We start from the raw sequence: 16,105 nt of genomic DNA, 5'->3' as shown, positions 1-16,105 counted from the left end.
GCGTCAGAAGGAACGAATGTGCCCCTCCGTGCAGTCGCCTACGCAAGTGAGGCGACATCGGGGCTTTCCATGGACCATGTGGATGACCTCGCCAGGGCCGCCGCCCGCTTCAACTTCGAAGCCGGCGTTACGGGTGTGCTTCTTTACGACGGGCTCCGTTTCCTCCAGTACATCGAGGGACCGGAAGACAGCATCAACGTGGTGTACAGCCGCATCCTCAGTGCCCGCAGCCATTGCGAGCTGATCGAGCTGGGCCGGGGCAGGGTTTCCGGCCGGTTCTTTCCCTACTGGTCAATGCGGCTGCTGTGGGTCGATGCCTCCGAGATCCGCAGCGTGGCGCGCAGCAACTGGGATGGGCTCTCCCGTGGCGGCGCGCTGCGCCAGCTGAGCCTGGTGGTGGCCCCGCACCTGGGGTGACCACCCATGGCAATCAATGCGCCGGCGGTTGCACGCAGACATCCCCCATGACGCGCCGAACCGTCTCCTGCAACTCGCCGACGTGGAACGGTTTGGCCACGAACGCGGCGCGACGGTGACGCTGCGGCACCAACTGGTCATAGACTGCGGATACGAACAGGAACGGAATGCCGAGTTCCGTCAGGCGATCAGCCACCGGGAAGACCACGCCGTCGCGAAGCTCGACATCGAGCACGGCGCCGTCGAATCGCTGGTTGTCCAGCAGCCCCAGCGCATCGAACACGCTGTAGGCATGTGTCACCTGATCGCCTGCGTCCTCCAGCGCCTGTTCCATCAGCGCAGCCAGGTCGAGCTGGTCTTCCACCAGCAGCAGGTTGCATCTGCCCTGGCTCATTCCGGATTGCATGCGTGCACGCCTGTGTTGTCCTGGGAACTGCAGTCTGTGCTGTGCTGCATCAACGCCATGCGTGTGCATTGTCAGCCCGGCGCGAAGCCCCCGCCCCCCGAGCGCGCCGCCAACCGGGTGGAGGAGGTGTGGAAGGTGCCCTGGATTTCGTTGACGGCGTCTTGGCACGCGCTGTGGATACTGCCGCCGTCCCCCGCATCGGAGATTCTGTCATGCCGCTATCCGGAACCGATTCTGTCGCTCCAGGCGTACTGCGTGTCGAGTGCATGCCACTCGACTGCGGCGGTGCCGCCATCGTCGTGGAGCTGGACCGGGCGCCTGAACGGGCCTGGATGAAGTCGCTGAAGCGAGCACTGCTGGCCGACGACGCCATGGAAGGCGCACAGGCCAAGTTCGATGGGCGCTTCGTCTACGTCGTGGGCGTGGATGGTGGCGGGCATCGTGCTCAACATCGGGTAATGCAGGCCGTGATGGCGGCGGGCGGCGCGTGCGCCTCGAACGCCAGGCGCGAGCGACCTGCAGTCGGCGTGGGCGTATCCAGCGCAATGGCGACCTGAGAGCACCTCCTGGGTGAAACGCAGGGCTGCGGATGTTATCGCCGCATCACTACTGCGTGCAGCGCCCACCTTCGGCGGCTCACACCGGCCGACAGGGCGGTGATTGCCGGCGCTCCACCATGGTCTCCGGAGGCATGTCGCCCCGCACCGGAGATCGAAATGGCAGACCAGAACAACGCCCGAAGCGAGCGCCTGTTGAAGTGGCTGCAGGACGCCTACGCCATGGAACAGGAGGCGGAGACCATGATGAAGGCCATGGCTTCGCGGATCCAGAACTATCCCCACCTCGCTGCACGGATCGCCCAGCACGTCCAGGAGACGCAGGGGCAGGCCGCCTCGCTGCGCCAGTGCATTGAAGCGCTTGGAGGAAGCGTGCCGACCGCCAAGGGACTGTTCGCCAGCATGACTGCGGCTCTCCACGCGGCCGGCACAAGCCTGATGGAAGACGAGGTGGTCAAGAGCGTAGGGCTCTCGTTCGGCTTCGAAAACACCGAGATCGCCACCTACCGGGCGCTGGTGATTGCTGCCGAGCGTGCCGCAGCGCCGGACATCGCCGCGGTCTGTGACCAGATCCTGCAGGAAGAGATCGCCATGGCGCGCTGGCTGGAAGACCACCAGGACGGCCTGGTCGGTGCGTTCCTCAATCGCGACGAAACGCCGGGCGCGCAAGCCAAGCGCTGACCCCGAAGCCAGCACAGCCAGCCATTGGAGAAACCCCATGTTCTTTCATCACAAGAAGCTGATGTACACCGTGCGCGTGCGCGAATCCAACCCGCAGCTCGCCAGCCTCATGCTTGAACAGTTCGGCGGCCCGCAGGGCGAGCTTGCTGCCGCCATGCGCTACTTCACCCAGGGACTCGGCGAATGCGATCCAGGCCGCAAGGACCTGCTGATGGATATCGCCACCGAAGAGATCAGCCATCTGGAGATCATCGGCACCATCATCGCCATGCTCAACCGCGGGCCGAAGGCCATTCAGTCCGAAGGGCTTGCCGAGGCCGAGGATATGCGGCTGCTGGGGCAGAACAGCACCAGCCATACCGAGCAGATCCTGTACGGTGGCGGGCCGGCACTGGTCAATTCCAGCGGGGTGCCGTGGACAGCGGCCTACATCGACTCGATCGGGGAACCTACCGCCGATCTGCGCTCCAACATCGCTGCGGAAGCGCGCGCCAAGCTGGTGTATGAGCGCCTGATCAACGTCACCGACGACCCCGGCATCAAGGACGCGCTGCGTTTCCTGATGACGCGCGAGATCGCGCACATGAAGTCATTCGAGAAGGCGCTGCACAGCATCCAGCCCAACTTCCCGCCGGGCAAGCTGCCGGGGGACCCTGCGTTCACCGATCTGTACATGGACATGTCGCAGGGCGACGGCGCCGACGACCTGCAGGGCAGCTGGAACAGCGGCGAGCTATGGGAGCGGGTCAGCGACCGCGAGGCACAGACCGCTGTGGATGGTGGCGACGGCGGCGGCACGGTGGACCTGGACGCGCGCGAACAAGCGGCGGTGCAGGCCATGGCCCTGCGTACACTCTCCGACCCGGAAGCGCGGCCGACCACCGGGGCCGAGCTGGGGGCCGGCCCGGGCGCGGGAGCACTGAACCTGCCACCACGCGAGCCGTGAAAGAGCTGGGGCGCGCATCTGCGGCGCCCCAGTGGCGAAGCCCCTGATCAGCGTCAAGGCGTACGAAAGTGGGCGGACATCACGTCCGCCCACGAAGCGGTGCATCTGGCTTCAGCCGCGATCAGCGCTGCTGGCCACCGCGGTTGTTACCGCCGCCGCGTTCCTGCTGTTGCTGCCCGCCGCCCTGGTTACCGCCCTGGTTTCCACCCCCACGGCTGTTCTGGCCGCCTTCGCGGCCGATGTCCGCCATGTGCTGGCGATCCTGGCTCACCGCTTCGCCGCCCTTGCGGCCGGCTTCGCGTGCTTCTTCCGAGCTGAATTCATGGGCGTTGCCTGACTCGTGCGCGGCACGTCCACCCTTGGCGGCGATCTCGCGCTGCTTGTCCTCGTCCATCGAAGCGAAACCGCGGTTGCTGTTGCCCTGGTTCTGGTTCTGGTTGGCCATGGAAAGTCTCCCTGGGTTGAGCCGCCCGACTGGCGGCAGGGACCATCTTCCAGATCCGGCGCTAGACGGCGGTGGCATGACCGCCAACGTGGCGTCATCCGGAAGCCCACGATTCCTCATCCGGTCTCCACGAAACGTCGTGCACGCGCGTGTGCGCCCGCAGGCGCGCCCGCCGCGCTCGAGCACGTGTCAAGGCGATGCGGCGGGCCCGCGCCTCAACTCGACGCAGCCTCTACGCCGGCCTCACTGCACATACGACCCGCGACGCTAAGGTAGAGCTGTCTGCAACAACCGGTGGTGCCATGCCTTTTCGTGCGATTGCCTATGTGAGTGAAGCGTCCCCGAGCCTGACCGAAGAGCGGCTGCAACGGCTTGTGGCCGAAGCGGTGAAGTTCAACGAATCCGTCGATGCCACCGGCACGTTGCTGTTCGACGGCTCGCGCTTCCTGCAGTATCTGGAGGGCCCGGAGGCGGGGATCAATGCCGCGTACACGCGCATTCTCGCGGCCGGCAGCCACAGTGGGATCGTCGAGCTGAACCGGGGCAGGGTGGGGCGGCGGCAGTTTCCGCACTGGCGGATGCGCAGCGTGCGGGTGGATGAGCTAGCGCTGGGAAAGATCGCCATCTCTGACTGGACCGGCTTCGTGCGCAGCGCGTCGGCGCTGGAGTCGGGCGCCAGCGCACTGGATCGTCTGCTGTCGGTCTCGCAGTTGCAGACGGATGCAGGTGCGGGAGAGACCCTGGAACCGTACGGGCAGCTGGTACGATGACGGCGGCGGCCGCCCCCCGTGCAACCGCCCCACTGCGTGTCGGCTGTGCGGGCTGGTCGCTGCCGCGCGCGGATCAGGAAGCGTTCGGCGCGGGCGACACCGCGCTGCAGCGCTACGCCACACGCCTGCCGATGGTGGAGATCAACTCATCCTTCTATCGACCGCACCAGGCCAGGACCTATGCGCGATGGGCGGCGAGCGTGCCGGAGGGCTTCCGGTTCGCGGTGAAACTGCCGCGAGAGATCAGCCATGAGCGTCGGCTGCGCGACGCAATGCAACCACTCGAGCGGTTCCTTGAAGGCGTGCTGGAGCTGGGTGAAAAGCTCGGGCCGTTACTGCTGCAGTTGCCGCCGAGCCTGGTGTACGACACGGCCACGGCCAGAGCATTCCTGCGGGGCCTGCGCGCGCGCACCCGGGCCGATGTGGCGTGCGAGCCGCGCCACCCGAGTTGGTTCACGCCGGAAGTGGATGCGCTTCTGAGCGCGCATGGCGTGGCACGGGTTGCCGCGGATCCGGCACGTGTGCCGGCGGCAGCGACGCCCGGCGGTGACCGCGCGTGGAGCTACTGGCGCTGGCACGGCCAGCCACAGATCTATCGCAGCGCCTACGACGAACCCACCCTTGCCCACCTTGCGCGGCAGCTGCTGGCCGAGGCCGACGCGAAACGACCCGTCTGGTTCGTACTGGACAACACCGCACTGGGTCACGCCACCGGCAACGCCCTGCACCTGCAGGCGCTGCTGCAGGAGAAGGAACATGCCTGAAGGCCCTTCGATCGTCCTGCTGCGCGAAGCAGCGAGCCACTTCAAGGGGCACGTGGTCCGCGCCGTCTCCGGGAACAGCCGGGTCGACCTGTCGCCGCTGCAGGGCCGAAGGGTCAAGGCGGTCCGCAGTTGGGGCAAGCACTTCCTGCTGGAATTCAGCCGCCACACACTGCGCATCCATCTGATGATGTTCGGCAGCTGGCGCATCGACGAACGGAAGCCAACCCCGCCGCGTGTATCCCTGCGGTTCGACAATGGCGAGCTGAACTTCTATGCGTGTTCAGTGCGGCTGATCGAAGAGCCGTTGGACGAGGTCTACGATTGGCGCGCGGACGTGATGAACGATGCCTGGGATCCGAAGCTGGCCCGGCGCAAGCTGAAGGCAATGCCGGACGTCATGGTCTGTGATGCGCTTCTGGACCAGACGGTCTTTGCCGGCGTGGGCAACATCATCAAGAACGAGGTGCTGTTCCGTATAGGCGTGCACCCCGCCACGCGGCTGGGCGACCTGCCACCGCGCAGGCTCACCGCGCTGATCACGCAGGCCCGCGCCTACAGCTTTGATTTCCTGCAGTGGAAGCGCCGTTTCGAGTTGAAGAAGCACTGGCAGGTACACACGCGCAGGATCTGCCCGGCATGCGGCGGCCCGATCAGCAAGCTTTACATGGGCACCACCCGGCGGCGCACGTTCTTCTGCCCGAACGACCAGGTGCTGTACCAACCCTGAGGCCGCCGTCCATGGCGGCCGGCTTCGGCGCGCGTCGATCAGGCGGCCTGTGCCGCCTTGGCATTGCCGCCGCCCTTGGCCAGCAGGGTGAGCTTCTCGTCGGTGGCCTTCTCTTCCTCAAGCGTCTCCAGCAGCAGCGGAAGGGCGTCCTTGTAGCCCAGCTGCTTGGCCAGCGCGGCGATGGTGCCGTAGGACGCGATCTCGTAATGCTCGACCTTCTGCGCGCCGCCGATCAGGGCGGCATCGCGCACAGGGCCCTTGTCGATGCTGTCGATCACTTCCTTGCCTTCCTCCACCAGACCTTCCATCGCCGCGCACTTGATGCGCTTCAGCCGGATGCCGAGAACCTCCACCACCTGGTCGATGCGCTCGATCTGGCCCTGGGTTTCTTCCAGGTGCGTTTCAAACGCTGTGGCCAGGTCAGGGTTCTCGGCCGCACGGGCCAGGCGCGGGAGGGCCTTGGTCAGCTGCTTTTCGGCGCTGTAGATATCCGAGAGTTCGTGGATGAACAGGTCTTCCGCTGTCTTGATAGCCATGCTGGGCTCCGCTGTGAGTGGAGCGCTCAGCGTAGGTCCCGCCCGGTTGCGATCAGGCGGGGGCCAGGTGAAGGCGGCATGTGAACGCCAACGCGAGCCCTGCGCGTTGTCTTCACGAGGTGGCGTCCGTCGCCCGCCTGCCGCAGTTCCGATGCCGGCAGGCCTTCGCCATCGCTTCACGGTGGCATCGCCTGGTGCCCATGGGCCGGCCGGTACGGTCACTTCACGCCCGATCACGCGTGGAGACTCCCATGAGCGATGACAAGAAGAACACCGGCAGCCCGGACCGGGATCGCATCAACGTCAACGAAGACTATGAACTGCAGTACTGGACCACGACGCTGGGTGTGTCAGCCGAGGAGCTTCGGGCCGCGGTCGCCGAGGTCGGGCCCACCGCCGCTGCTGTACGCAAGCACCTGGGAAAGTAGCGCGGAGCTGCCCATGTCACTGGTCGAGTACCGCCGCAAGCGTCGTTTTGACCAGACCAGGGAGCCCGAACCGGGCAAGGCGCTGCCAAAAGGCCAACGCGCCATTTTCGTGGTGCAGTTGCATCATGCCAGCCGCAGGCACTACGACTTCCGTCTGCAGGTGGGTGACGCGCTGAAGAGCTGGGCCGTTCCCAAGGGCCCCAGCTACGACCCGAAGGTCAAGCGCATGGCGGTGGAGGTGGAGGATCATCCCGTCGACTACGCAGCATTTGAAGGCGAGATTCCCAAAGGCCAGTATGGCGGCGGACATGTCGCCCAGTTCGACCACGGTGTGTGGGCCACGCAGGGTGACCCGGAAGCCCAGCTCGCCAAGGGCCATCTACGCTTCGAGCTGTTCGGCGCCAAGCTCAAGGGTGGATGGCATCTGGTCCGTTCCGGCAAGCCTGCGCGCCAGCCACAGTGGCTGCTGTTCAAGGACGACGATGAATTTGCCAGCGATATCGAGGCAGACGATCTGCTGGCGGATGTCGCTGTAGCGCCCCCGGAGGACCTGAAGCGTGCCGGGGCAGGAAAGACCGCGAAGAAGAAACTCACGGTCGTACCGCCCAAACGCACCCGACGAAAGAACTGGGCGAAGAAGGCCCTGGCGCTCAGCAAGGCGAAAAAGGCGGCAGCGCCGTCCGGACCGTTTGAGCCGCAGTTGGCCAAGCTGGGCGACGCGCCGCCCCAGGGCGGGCAGTGGGTGCATGAGATCAAATGGGATGGGTACCGCATCCTTGCTACGGTGGCTGAGGGCAACGTGCAGCTGTGGTCGCGGAACGCACTGGAATGGACCGGCAAGCTGCCTGAAATACGTGAAGCGATCGCGGCACTGGGGCTCACCTCGGCGGCACTGGACGGTGAGCTCATCGCCGGCGCCGGCACCAAGGAAGACTTCAACCTGCTGCAGGCCGCGCTCTCCGGCGAGCGGCAGAGCATCCTGACGTACGCATTGTTCGATCTGCTGCATCTTGATGGCGTGGACATCGCCGATGCGCCCTTGCTGGAACGCAAGGCCCTGCTGCATTCCGTGCTGGAGGGGCAGGGCAGGCCATTGGCGTTCAGTTCGCATGTGCAGGGGGATGGCGACGAGGCCTATCGCCTGGCCGGTGAGCAGCACTTCGAAGGCATCATTTCCAAGCGCGCCGATCGCAGCTACCACAGCGGCCGCAGTGAGGATTGGCGCAAGACCAAACAGCTGGCCAGCGACGAGTTCGCCGTGGTCGGATACACCGCGCCGAAAGGCAGCCGCACCGGGTTCGGCTCGCTGCTGCTGGCGCGGCCAGACCCGAAACATGGCTGGCTCTACGTCGGCCGCGTCGGGTCCGGGTTCTCGGACGAACTGATCGGCGAAGTCAGCAAGCGCATCGAAGGCGGCGGCGGCCGCAAGCCGACGGCGCACGTGCCCACCCAGGACACCGACCTTCGCGCCGCGACCTGGTTCGCACCGCGTTTCGTGGTGGAGGTCTTCTATCGCGGGATTGGCGGGCAGAAGCTGTTGCGCCAGGCATCGCTGAAGGCGGTACGGGCGGACAAGGACATCGCCGATCTCGAAGATTCCGATCGCTCCGGGCCGGCCATGCCCTCTGGTGGACAGCCCGCATCCAGGCGTCCTGCGCGCGATACGAAAAAGTCACCCGCTACCGGCCGCACACCGCCCGCGCTTTCGTCCCCCGGCAAGATCCTGTTTCCTGGCGATGGCTACACCAAGCAGGAGGTATGGGACTACTACTCAGCAGTGATGGAGCACCTCCTGCCCGAGGTGGTTGATCGTCCGCTGTCGATCATCCGATGCCCCAGTGGCACCGCAAAGCCCTGCTTCTTCCAGAAACACCACACAGCCGGGCTGGAACTGGTCGATCCGGTAAGGCTGAAGGAGGAAAGCGGCATCAACGCCCATTACCTGGTGGTGCGTGACGCGGCCAGCCTGCTTGAACTGGTGCAGTTCAACGCGTTGGAGTTCCACCCTTGGGGCAGCCACGCCGAAGCGCCCGACAAGGCCGACCGGGTGGTGTTCGATCTGGATCCAGGACCGGACGTACCCTTTGCAGAGGTCAAGAAGGCGGCAACCGACATCCGCAAACTGCTCGCGCAGCTGCAGTTGGAATCGTTCCTGCGTGTCTCCGGCGGCAAGGGCCTGCACGTGGTGGTGCCGCTCAACCCGGGATGCGACTGGGACCTGACCAAGCGCTTTGCGAAGGGCTTCGCCGATGCGCTGGCGCAATCCGAGCCCCAGCGATTCCTGGCAACGGCCACCAAAAGCCTCCGCAACAAGCGGATCTTCGTCGACTACCTGCGCAACGGGCGCGGTGCCACGGCAGTCGCGTCCTACTCGCTGCGGGCGCGGCCGGGCGCACCGGTCGCGTTGCCGATCGCCTGGGGCGATCTGGCGAAACTCAAGCGCGCAGACGCGTTCACGATCAAGGACGTGCCAGCAAAGCTCAAGCGGCGGCGCAAAGACCCCTGGGCCGGCATTGGGAAAGTGAAGCAGAATCTGGCGCGCTGGGCGCAGGCAGACCCGTAGCCCGCGCCTACGCGTCGGATCCCTGCGCGCTGCCGGGCAGGACATGATCGCATTCGACCAGCCGCGCGTTGCTGACCGTCTGGCGCGAAGGACAAGCGCCGCACACCAGCGTCGTTCCACCGGGCACCGCCCCCAACGCGTCCCCCGACAACTGTGTAATCCCGCCGCAGGTGTTGCAGCGCACGCGAATGGACCTGACGCGCTCAATACCCTGCACGCCGGAAACAGCGTCCAGCTCCAGAACATGGAAAAGGCCGGTATTGGGCATGGGGCGCTCCCGAGTCATCTGGCCCAAGCGTAAACGATCCATGGCATGGGCGGTGTAGGCGTCCTGCATGCCGTTTGTCAGCTGGAACCCAACTGATTCACAAAATGCACATGATGGGAACAACTGCGGGGCGCAGGTGGCCTATCCTACGGCCACGGAATCTGGGGGGATTCGCTACAGGAGCAGTTAATGCCGATCAGGGCAGTCGCATACGTCAGCGAAGCGGGCCCAGCCGTTGCTGGTGATCCGTTCGGCCTGGGCAGCGGAAAGCTCGACGATCTGGTCGATGATGCCGCCCGCTTCAACCGCAGTGCCGGCGTCACCGGCGTCCTGCTGTTCGACGGCAGCCGCTTCCTGCAGTACATGGAGGGGCCCGAAGACGGCTTGAGGGTGGCGTACTCGCGGGTGGTGGGCGCCTCCAGCCATACCGGGCTCATCGAGTTGCAGCGCGGCAGGGTGGGCAACCGGCGGCTCCCGTTCTGGCCGATGCGCTGGCTGCCCACCCAACCCGAGCAGTTGAAGCTTCTTGCCCGCGCGGACTGGTCAGGGTTCGCCCAGCACAGCGGTGACGATGCGCCAACCGAGACGGCGATGGATATCCTGGCCAGGTTGGTGGAACCCTACGCGGTCGCGGCGTGATCCACCGGCCTAGCGGCCTCCATAGCGCGCCGCGCATGGAATCTCTCCGCTGCACGCGTTGAGGTGCCCGGTGCGCATCACGCAATACAGCCGGGCCTCCGGGTCTGCACTGGCAGCAATGTAGTCCAGTGCCTCGGCAAGCATGCGGACGAACTGCTGCTCGGGGTAGAACGCTGCCCAGGTCGGCAGCAGTTCGTCCAGTTGCGCGATCATCAGATCGATTTCCAGGTGCGTGCTCACTGCCTGATCCTCCTTCCAGGCACGTTAGCTACCACGCTGCAAGCAGAGAGTTGCGGTTCGCAGAGGCGACACAGGCGTGTTGCCCACGCAGCGCTCATCTGGCCTTGACCATGGCGTTGATCGTCGCAGCGCGTGAGCATCATCTGCACGGCCGCGCCACCCTCGTTTCACCCGGCAAGGCGTATCAGAGAGGCCTCCCAGCTGAAGCTGCAAGGATCCCTTTCATGTCCGAACCGTTCCCGCGCGCCAGCTTATGGTCAGCTGACACCGAGTCGCATTGCTTCCGCCCCCTTGCCGGCACGACGCGCGCGGACGTGCTGGTGGTGGGCGCCGGCATGACCGGCCTGCTGACAGCGGCCCGCCTGGCGGATAGTGGCCTGGATGTGCTGGTGGTCGATGCAGGGCCCATCGGCGGGCGAAATACGGTGATGTCCACGGGCAATCTTTACGCGCCCGTCTCCCGGCTGGCAGAACTGGTCTCGCGCTGGGGCAGCGACACGGCCAGTCGTATCGTGCAGTGGCGGCAGCAGGCGCTGCGCGCCATCGAAACGCTGGTTCATCGCTACGATCTGCGTTGCGGCTTCGAACGCGTGGCCATGCAGTACGGCATGCAGGAGCGCACGCGCGAGGTGACGACGCGATTCGAGCGTGAACTTCAGGCCTATCAGCGCGTAGGCCTGCAGTGCGAACACCAGCAGTCAGGTCTGCCGTTCGCATTGGGCCACGCGTTCCGTGTTCCCGATCAGGCGCAGTTGGATCCGGCGGCCTTCTGCAGGGAGCTGGCGCGACACCTGGTGGGCCGGGTGCGCATCTACGACTGGACCCAGATCAACAGCATCGAGGCATCAGCAGGCGTTGCCACCGCCCTTGGCGGCCGCATCCATGCCAGGCACTTCGTGCTCGCCACCCACTCGCCAGCAGGGTTCAACCTGGTGCAGGCCGAGATGGAGGTGTACCGCGAGTACGGCGTGGCGGTGCCGGTTGCCAATCCGCCAGCGGCAGGTATTCATTGGATCGCCGATCGGCACCGCTCGCTGCGCGGGGTGCGCGGTACTGATGGCCGCGACTGGCTGGTGCTGGTCGGCGAGACACATCGCACCGGCGAAACCCCGGTGATGGATCCGGCACAGCATCTGGTCGCCGACGCGCGTCGCAACTTCACCGTGCAGGGCGAACCGCTGTGCTGGTCGGCGCAGCAGTTCCGTGCAGCCGACCAGCTGCCCTACATCGGCAGCAGCGCGCACGACAATGTGTGGGTCGCCACCGGCTATGGTCCCGATGGCTTGACCTGGGCGGGCGTGGCCGCTCGTGCGATCACCGAGGGAATCATGGGCACGACCAGCGAGATCGAGAAGCTGCTAAGCCCCATGCGCTTCACGCCAGTGCGTTCGGCGGCCGGCTGGGCCCGTACCAATGGCACGGTTGCACGGCACATGGTGGGAGATCGCCTTGGTGCTGCGCCGTCGCACTCGCCCAGCGAGTTAAGCCGTGGCTGTGGCGCACTGCTGGACGTGAATGGAAAGCGGACCGCCGTCTACCGCGATGAGCACGGCCAGCTGCACGCGATGTCGGCGCTGTGCCCGCACCTCAAGTGCGTTGTCCAATGGAATGGCCATGAACGCACATGGGATTGCCCATGCCATGGCAGCCGCTTTTCCGCCACCGGGGCGCTGCTGGAAGGCCCCGCCCGGCAGGGCCTCACGCCAGAACCGCTGCAGGCAGAGCAGCCGCTGCAGCGGTGACCCTCAGGCTTCGGCGGCCGCATCCGCCTCGCAGGGCATGCAGCGTTCCTTCTTGGACTTGATGTCTGCAGCGGTCTTCGCCAGTGCCTCGTAACGCTGGCGAATCTCTTCAAGGTGCGCCGGTTCCATCGACTCCAGGTTCAACAGCTCCTGGTTGGCGTCCTTGCTGACCCGGATCAGTTCATCCAGCTTGATGTGCAGCGCGGCCGTATCGGCATTCTGCGTATGCTGGATCAGGAACACCATCAGGAAGGTCACGATGGTCGTTCCCGTGTTCACCACCAGTTGCCACGTATCATTGAAGTGGAAGGCCGGCCCGCTGGCGGCCCAGGTGATGATCACCCCCAGCGCCGCGACGAATGCGCCCAGGCTGCCGGACAATCGTGCCGTCGCGGCCGCGACCCGGGCGAAGCCGCGCCGGATCACTCGTCACCTCCCGCGGCCTCCTCATCCGTTCGACGATCTGGCAGCCTGACCCGCTCACCCAGGCGCTTGGCCTGCTCTTCCGGCGCTGGCGCGGCGACGAAGGGGGAGATCGGATCACTGGCAGGGAAGGTTTCCTGCAGCGCTTCGTCATGATTGCGGTGGTTGTGCAGCTTTGCCTGCAGCGGGCTGACAGGATCGGGGCGCTGCGCTTCCGCGTCCGGGTGGGGGAGGTCTTTCTGATCGCGTTGCATGGTGAATCTCCAGGTTGATCACCACCCCTCAGGTGGCGGGCCCAGCATAGGAGTGCGCTGTGAGCGGCCCCATCAAGGGCGGGGCAACGTGGCGTCAAACCTTCAGGCAACACACGTTAACAATCAGCAGGGCGGGGCAGCGTAGCGCTCAACGCAACGCCGCCCGACCATCGCTCCATCCCCTGCACCGGGCATCTGCAACCCGTTTGCCGGTCAGACCCTGCTCATATAGCGCTGTGCGGGCTGCGCACGCGAAAGCCCCGGTGCCATGGCCTTGCGTGCATGCTCGAAGGCGTTCCACTCAGCGATGTCCGGAAGCGCCGGAATGGTCACACGTTCGCCCTGTGCCAGCCCGGCCAGGGATGCATCCACCATGTCCTCGGCGCTCATCACGATGCCCTGCGGCAAGTGCTCCACCGGCAGGCCGGAGAGGTGCCAGAAGTCCGTTGCGGTGGCCCCCGGCAGCACAACCTGGACGCGCACGCCCTTGTCGGCCAGCTCATGGTGGAGCGACTGCGAGAACGCCAGAACGAACGCCTTGCTTCCCGCGTAGACGCCGTTGAGCAGCTCGGGCGCCAATGCGACGATGGAGGCGATGTTGATGATCGTGCCCTGGCCATGGGCCGCGAACACCGGGGCGGCGGCGTAGGCCAGGCGCATCGCGGCGTTCACGTTGAGCGTGATCATGCGCTCCATCTCGCCGATGTCCGACTGCAGCAGGGGAGCCGTTGCGCCGATGCCGGCATTGTTGACCAGCAGTCGGATATCCGCTCGGTCTCGAATCACCTTCTCAACTTCGGCAAGCCCGTCGGAGGTGGTCAGGTCGGCCGCGACAATATCCACTGCGCGGCCGGTGCTGCGGGCCAGTGCTTCGGCCAGTTGGCGCAGGCGCTCGCCGCGTCGCGCAACCAGGATCAGGTCGTATCCGGCGCGGGCCAGGCGATCGGCATAGACCGCGCCGATGCCGGACGATGCGCCGGTGATGAGGGCGGTGCCTTGATGGGTAGGGTTGTTCACGGTGGTCAGTCCGAAGCGGCGGGCGTCGCCGGGGTCAGGGCCAAATCTAGGCCGGCTTGTGAATGGCGTAAATGTCGTATATACCTCGTTTACGGCCATCCCTGAAAAACCGCCATGCTCAGTGTTGGATTTGTTCTGCCATCCGGGTTCCAGACCATGGCGATCGCGGCTGCGTCCGCCTTCGAACTGGCGAATGCCACCGAAGGCGCGCGCCTTTACGATCTGCACATGCTCTCCGAACAGGGCGGGCTGGTGCCCAGCTCGCTTGGCATGGCCATGCAGACGGCGCCGCTGGCGCAGCAGCCGCTGGATACCTTGATCGTGGCCGGCCTGCTGGAGCCAGCCCCGTCCACCGGCACGCTGATCGAACTGATCCGCCAGGCGGCCACGCGCACGCGCCGGACCGCGTCGGTGTGCACAGGCGCCTTCATTCTTGGCGAAGCGGGGCTGCTGGACGGGCGGCGCGCCACCACGCACTGGTTCCACGCCCGTGCGCTCAAGCAGCGCTTTCCCGCCGCGCAGGTGGAGGAAGATCGCATCTTCATCACCGATGGCCCGATCTGGACTTCCGCCGGCATGAGCGCGGGGCTGGACCTGGCGCTTGGCATGATCGAGAACGACTTCGGTGCGGAGTTGTCCAGGGCGGTGGCCCGGAAGCTGGTGGTCTATCACCGCCGTGGAGGCGGGCAGTCCCAGCATTCGGTGCTGCTCGAGCTGGATGCCCGGTCCGATCGCATCCAGAATGCGTTGACCTTCGCGCGTGGCAACCTGCGTGCCACCTTGTCGGTTGAAGAACTGGCCCAGGCCGCACATCTCAGCACCCGTCAGTTCAGTCGCGCGTTCCGCGAAGAAACCGGGCAATCCCCTGCGAAGGCGGTGGAGAGCCTGCGCGTGGAGGCCGCTCGCGTGCTGATCGAGCAGAGCCGCTGCACGATGGATGAAGTCGCGGCCGAAACGGGCTTCGTTGACACCGAACGCATGCGAAGAGCGTTCCTACGCACCTTCGGCCAGCCCCCGCAGTCCCTGCGGCGCAACGCACGGGGCGGGGCGGACTGAGTTCGTCTTTGCGGGGACCTGTGCGGAGCCGAGCCATGCCCGGGTGCCGATGTCCGACACGAAAAGGCCTGCATGGAGGCCGCACTCTGCAGGATGAAACGGGCTCCGGCGCAGTGCCGGAGCCCCTGTTGCTCACCTTTCCTGCAGGAACGTCAGCAGGTCCTGGTTGACCTTGTCCTTGTGGGTATCGGTCAGGCCGTGCGGCGCACCCGGGTAGACAATCAGCCTGGCGCCTTTGATCAGCTTTGCCGATTGGCGGCCGGAGATATCGATCGGCACGATCTGGTCGTCATCGCCGTGGATCACCAGGGTGGGCACATCGAACTTCTTCAGGTCCGCGCGGAAATCGGTGGCCGAGAACGCGGCGATCGAATCGTAGGTGTTCTTGTGGCCGCCCTGCATGCCCTGCATCCACCACGCATCGATCAGCCCCTGCGACACCTTCGCGCCAGGGCGGTTGAAGCCATAGAACGGGCCCGACGGAATGTCTTTGTACAACTGGGCGCGGTTGTCCATCTGTGCCTTGCGGATGCCATCGAACACTTCGATCGGCAGGCCGTTGGGGTTGTCGGCGGTCTTCAGCATGAACGGCGGCACCGAGCTGATCAGCACGGCCTTCTTCACTCGCCCGGTGCCATGCCGGCCGATGTAGCGCGCCACTTCGCCACCACCGGTGGAGAAGCCCACCAGGGTGACATCGTGCAGGTCCAGCGTATTGATCACGGTGGCAAGGTCATCGGCGTAGTGATCCATGTCATTGCCGTCCCACGGCTGGCTGGAACGCCCGTGGCCGCGACGGTCATGCGCGATGACACGGTAGCCATGATCGGCCAGGAAGATCATCTGGGATTCCCAGCTGTCCGAGTTCAACGGCCAGCCGTGGCTGAAGGTCACGACCGGGCCGTCCTTCGGGCCCCAGTCCTTGAAGTACAGCTGCACACCATCGGCGGTGGTGATGTAGCTGGCGGTTCGCGCGATGGCGGTGACCGCCGCCGGCTTGGCCGGCTCGGCGGCCTGTGCGGACAGGCCGGCCTGGACCGAGAGGGTGAGGGCGGCAACGGCCAGTGAGCGGGCGAAGGTATTCATGCGGGGACTCTCATGGGTGGGTGGTGAGACGTACTTTGCGCCTGCAATCAGGCGTCCGGGTGATGCACTGTCCGGATTTCTTGATAGATCGTCTTGCACCGATGTGCTCGCACGAATCGCCCGTCTGTTGACGAGGGAGA

At 65.7% G+C, this 16,105-nt stretch carries 21 protein-coding genes; 12 read left to right on the top strand and 9 right to left on the bottom strand.

Annotated features, from left to right (window positions below):
* The first annotated feature begins 18 nt into the window (after positions 1 to 18).
* Positions 19 to 417 (top strand): BLUF domain-containing protein, encoded by a 399-nt coding sequence (locus AC5P7E_RS06725; RefSeq protein WP_032965872.1) that lies wholly within the window; start codon positions 19 to 21, stop codon positions 415 to 417.
* 13 nt (positions 418 to 430) lie between these two features.
* Here AC5P7E_RS06725 and AC5P7E_RS06720 read toward each other — a convergent pair whose 3' ends face one another.
* Positions 431 to 823, bottom strand: a complete 393-nt coding sequence (locus AC5P7E_RS06720; protein ID WP_114618385.1) for a response regulator — start codon at positions 821 to 823, stop codon at positions 431 to 433.
* Positions 824 to 951: 128 nt separating this feature from the next.
* Here AC5P7E_RS06720 and AC5P7E_RS06715 point away from each other — a divergent pair, with 128 nt between their 5' ends.
* From AC5P7E_RS06715 to AC5P7E_RS06705, 3 genes are all read left to right on the top strand, one after another.
* Entirely contained in the window at positions 952 to 1,380 is a 429-nt protein-coding gene (locus tag AC5P7E_RS06715; RefSeq protein ID WP_231347454.1) for a hypothetical protein, read from the top strand.
* A 159-nt stretch (positions 1,381 to 1,539) separates the two neighbouring features.
* Positions 1,540 to 2,061, top strand: coding sequence for a ferritin-like domain-containing protein (locus AC5P7E_RS06710; protein ID WP_329761667.1), 522 nt, complete (start codon positions 1,540 to 1,542; stop codon positions 2,059 to 2,061).
* A gap of 37 nt (positions 2,062 to 2,098) precedes the next feature.
* Positions 2,099 to 3,007 carry a manganese catalase family protein gene (locus AC5P7E_RS06705; RefSeq protein ID WP_495222830.1) on the top strand — a complete coding sequence of 303 codons (909 nt, stop codon included), beginning with the start codon at positions 2,099 to 2,101 and terminating at the stop codon, positions 3,005 to 3,007.
* Positions 3,008 to 3,128: 121 nt separating this feature from the next.
* Here AC5P7E_RS06705 and AC5P7E_RS06700 read toward each other — a convergent pair whose 3' ends face one another.
* On the bottom strand, positions 3,129 to 3,452 hold the full coding sequence (locus tag AC5P7E_RS06700) for a KGG domain-containing protein (protein ID WP_005409695.1): 324 nt from the start codon (positions 3,450 to 3,452) through the stop codon (positions 3,129 to 3,131).
* Between the two features lie 302 nt (positions 3,453 to 3,754).
* Between AC5P7E_RS06700 and AC5P7E_RS06695 the strand changes: the two genes are divergently transcribed.
* The 3 genes from AC5P7E_RS06695 to AC5P7E_RS06685 are packed head-to-tail and all read left to right on the top strand — an operon-like array spanning position 3,755 to position 5,713.
* Entirely contained in the window at positions 3,755 to 4,222 is a 468-nt protein-coding gene (locus AC5P7E_RS06695) for a BLUF domain-containing protein (protein WP_024956838.1), read from the top strand.
* Positions 4,219 to 4,986, top strand: a complete 768-nt coding sequence (locus AC5P7E_RS06690) for a DUF72 domain-containing protein (RefSeq protein WP_114618386.1) — start codon at positions 4,219 to 4,221, stop codon at positions 4,984 to 4,986. The genes AC5P7E_RS06695 and AC5P7E_RS06690 overlap by 4 nt, the downstream gene beginning before the upstream one ends.
* Entirely contained in the window at positions 4,979 to 5,713 is a 735-nt protein-coding gene (locus AC5P7E_RS06685; protein ID WP_024956840.1) for a DNA-formamidopyrimidine glycosylase family protein, read from the top strand. The genes AC5P7E_RS06690 and AC5P7E_RS06685 overlap by 8 nt, the downstream gene beginning before the upstream one ends.
* 38 nt (positions 5,714 to 5,751) lie before the next feature.
* On the opposite strand, the gene AC5P7E_RS06680 is transcribed toward AC5P7E_RS06685, so the two are convergent.
* Positions 5,752 to 6,249 carry a YciE/YciF ferroxidase family protein gene (locus AC5P7E_RS06680; protein WP_005409691.1) on the bottom strand — a complete coding sequence of 166 codons (498 nt, stop codon included), beginning with the start codon at positions 6,247 to 6,249 and terminating at the stop codon, positions 5,752 to 5,754.
* Between the two features lie 251 nt (positions 6,250 to 6,500).
* On the opposite strand from AC5P7E_RS06680, the gene AC5P7E_RS06675 reads away from it, so the two are divergent.
* Both AC5P7E_RS06675 and ligD read left to right on the top strand, forming a co-directional pair.
* Positions 6,501 to 6,677 (top strand): DUF3606 domain-containing protein, encoded by a 177-nt coding sequence (locus tag AC5P7E_RS06675; RefSeq protein ID WP_005409690.1) that lies wholly within the window; start codon positions 6,501 to 6,503, stop codon positions 6,675 to 6,677.
* Between the two features lie 13 nt (positions 6,678 to 6,690).
* Complete coding sequence (ligD, locus tag AC5P7E_RS06670) at positions 6,691 to 9,240, top strand: DNA ligase D (RefSeq protein ID WP_114618388.1); 2,550 nt, start codon at positions 6,691 to 6,693, stop codon at positions 9,238 to 9,240.
* 7 nt (positions 9,241 to 9,247) lie between these two features.
* Here ligD and AC5P7E_RS06665 read toward each other — a convergent pair whose 3' ends face one another.
* Positions 9,248 to 9,577: a hypothetical protein gene (locus AC5P7E_RS06665; RefSeq protein WP_024956842.1), complete on the bottom strand. Its 330-nt coding sequence runs from the start codon at positions 9,575 to 9,577 to the stop codon at positions 9,248 to 9,250.
* Between the two features lie 120 nt (positions 9,578 to 9,697).
* On the opposite strand from AC5P7E_RS06665, the gene AC5P7E_RS06660 reads away from it, so the two are divergent.
* Entirely contained in the window at positions 9,698 to 10,147 is a 450-nt protein-coding gene (locus AC5P7E_RS06660) for a BLUF domain-containing protein (protein ID WP_005409687.1), read from the top strand.
* A 9-nt stretch (positions 10,148 to 10,156) separates the two neighbouring features.
* Here the strand turns inward: AC5P7E_RS06660 and AC5P7E_RS06655 are convergent, their stop codons facing one another.
* Positions 10,157 to 10,387: a hypothetical protein gene (locus AC5P7E_RS06655; RefSeq protein ID WP_024956843.1), complete on the bottom strand. Its 231-nt coding sequence runs from the start codon at positions 10,385 to 10,387 to the stop codon at positions 10,157 to 10,159.
* Positions 10,388 to 10,611: 224 nt separating this feature from the next.
* On the opposite strand from AC5P7E_RS06655, the gene AC5P7E_RS06650 reads away from it, so the two are divergent.
* Positions 10,612 to 12,129 carry an FAD-dependent oxidoreductase gene (locus AC5P7E_RS06650; RefSeq protein WP_114618390.1) on the top strand — a complete coding sequence of 506 codons (1,518 nt, stop codon included), beginning with the start codon at positions 10,612 to 10,614 and terminating at the stop codon, positions 12,127 to 12,129.
* Positions 12,130 to 12,132: 3 nt separating this feature from the next.
* Here the strand turns inward: AC5P7E_RS06650 and AC5P7E_RS06645 are convergent, their stop codons facing one another.
* The 3 genes from AC5P7E_RS06645 to AC5P7E_RS06635 all read right to left on the bottom strand — a co-directional run bounded on the left by AC5P7E_RS06645 (position 12,133) and on the right by AC5P7E_RS06635 (position 14,051).
* Entirely contained in the window at positions 12,133 to 12,555 is a 423-nt protein-coding gene (locus AC5P7E_RS06645) for a low affinity iron permease family protein (RefSeq protein ID WP_005409684.1), read from the bottom strand.
* Positions 12,552 to 12,806, bottom strand: coding sequence for a hypothetical protein (locus AC5P7E_RS06640; RefSeq protein WP_024956845.1), 255 nt, complete (start codon positions 12,804 to 12,806; stop codon positions 12,552 to 12,554). Before AC5P7E_RS06640 ends, AC5P7E_RS06645 begins: the two co-directional genes overlap by 4 nt.
* A gap of 213 nt (positions 12,807 to 13,019) precedes the next feature.
* Positions 13,020 to 14,051, bottom strand: coding sequence for an SDR family NAD(P)-dependent oxidoreductase (locus AC5P7E_RS06635; RefSeq protein ID WP_231347455.1), 1,032 nt, complete (start codon positions 14,049 to 14,051; stop codon positions 13,020 to 13,022).
* Here AC5P7E_RS06635 and AC5P7E_RS06630 point away from each other — a divergent pair, their 5' ends adjacent.
* On the top strand, positions 14,052 to 14,879 hold the full coding sequence (locus AC5P7E_RS06630; RefSeq protein ID WP_229298665.1) for a GlxA family transcriptional regulator: 828 nt from the start codon (positions 14,052 to 14,054) through the stop codon (positions 14,877 to 14,879). It abuts the gene before it with no gap.
* A 132-nt stretch (positions 14,880 to 15,011) separates the two neighbouring features.
* Here AC5P7E_RS06630 and AC5P7E_RS06625 read toward each other — a convergent pair whose 3' ends face one another.
* Positions 15,012 to 15,965 (bottom strand): alpha/beta fold hydrolase, encoded by a 954-nt coding sequence (locus AC5P7E_RS06625; protein ID WP_114618393.1) that lies wholly within the window; start codon positions 15,963 to 15,965, stop codon positions 15,012 to 15,014.
* Positions 15,966 to 16,105 lie beyond the last annotated feature (140 nt).

This window comes from Stenotrophomonas sp. YJH_SMC_25 (genome assembly GCF_059369595.1).
The sequence above is the reverse complement of the archived record's forward strand: the minus strand, read 5'-3'. Positions and strand labels throughout refer to the sequence as shown.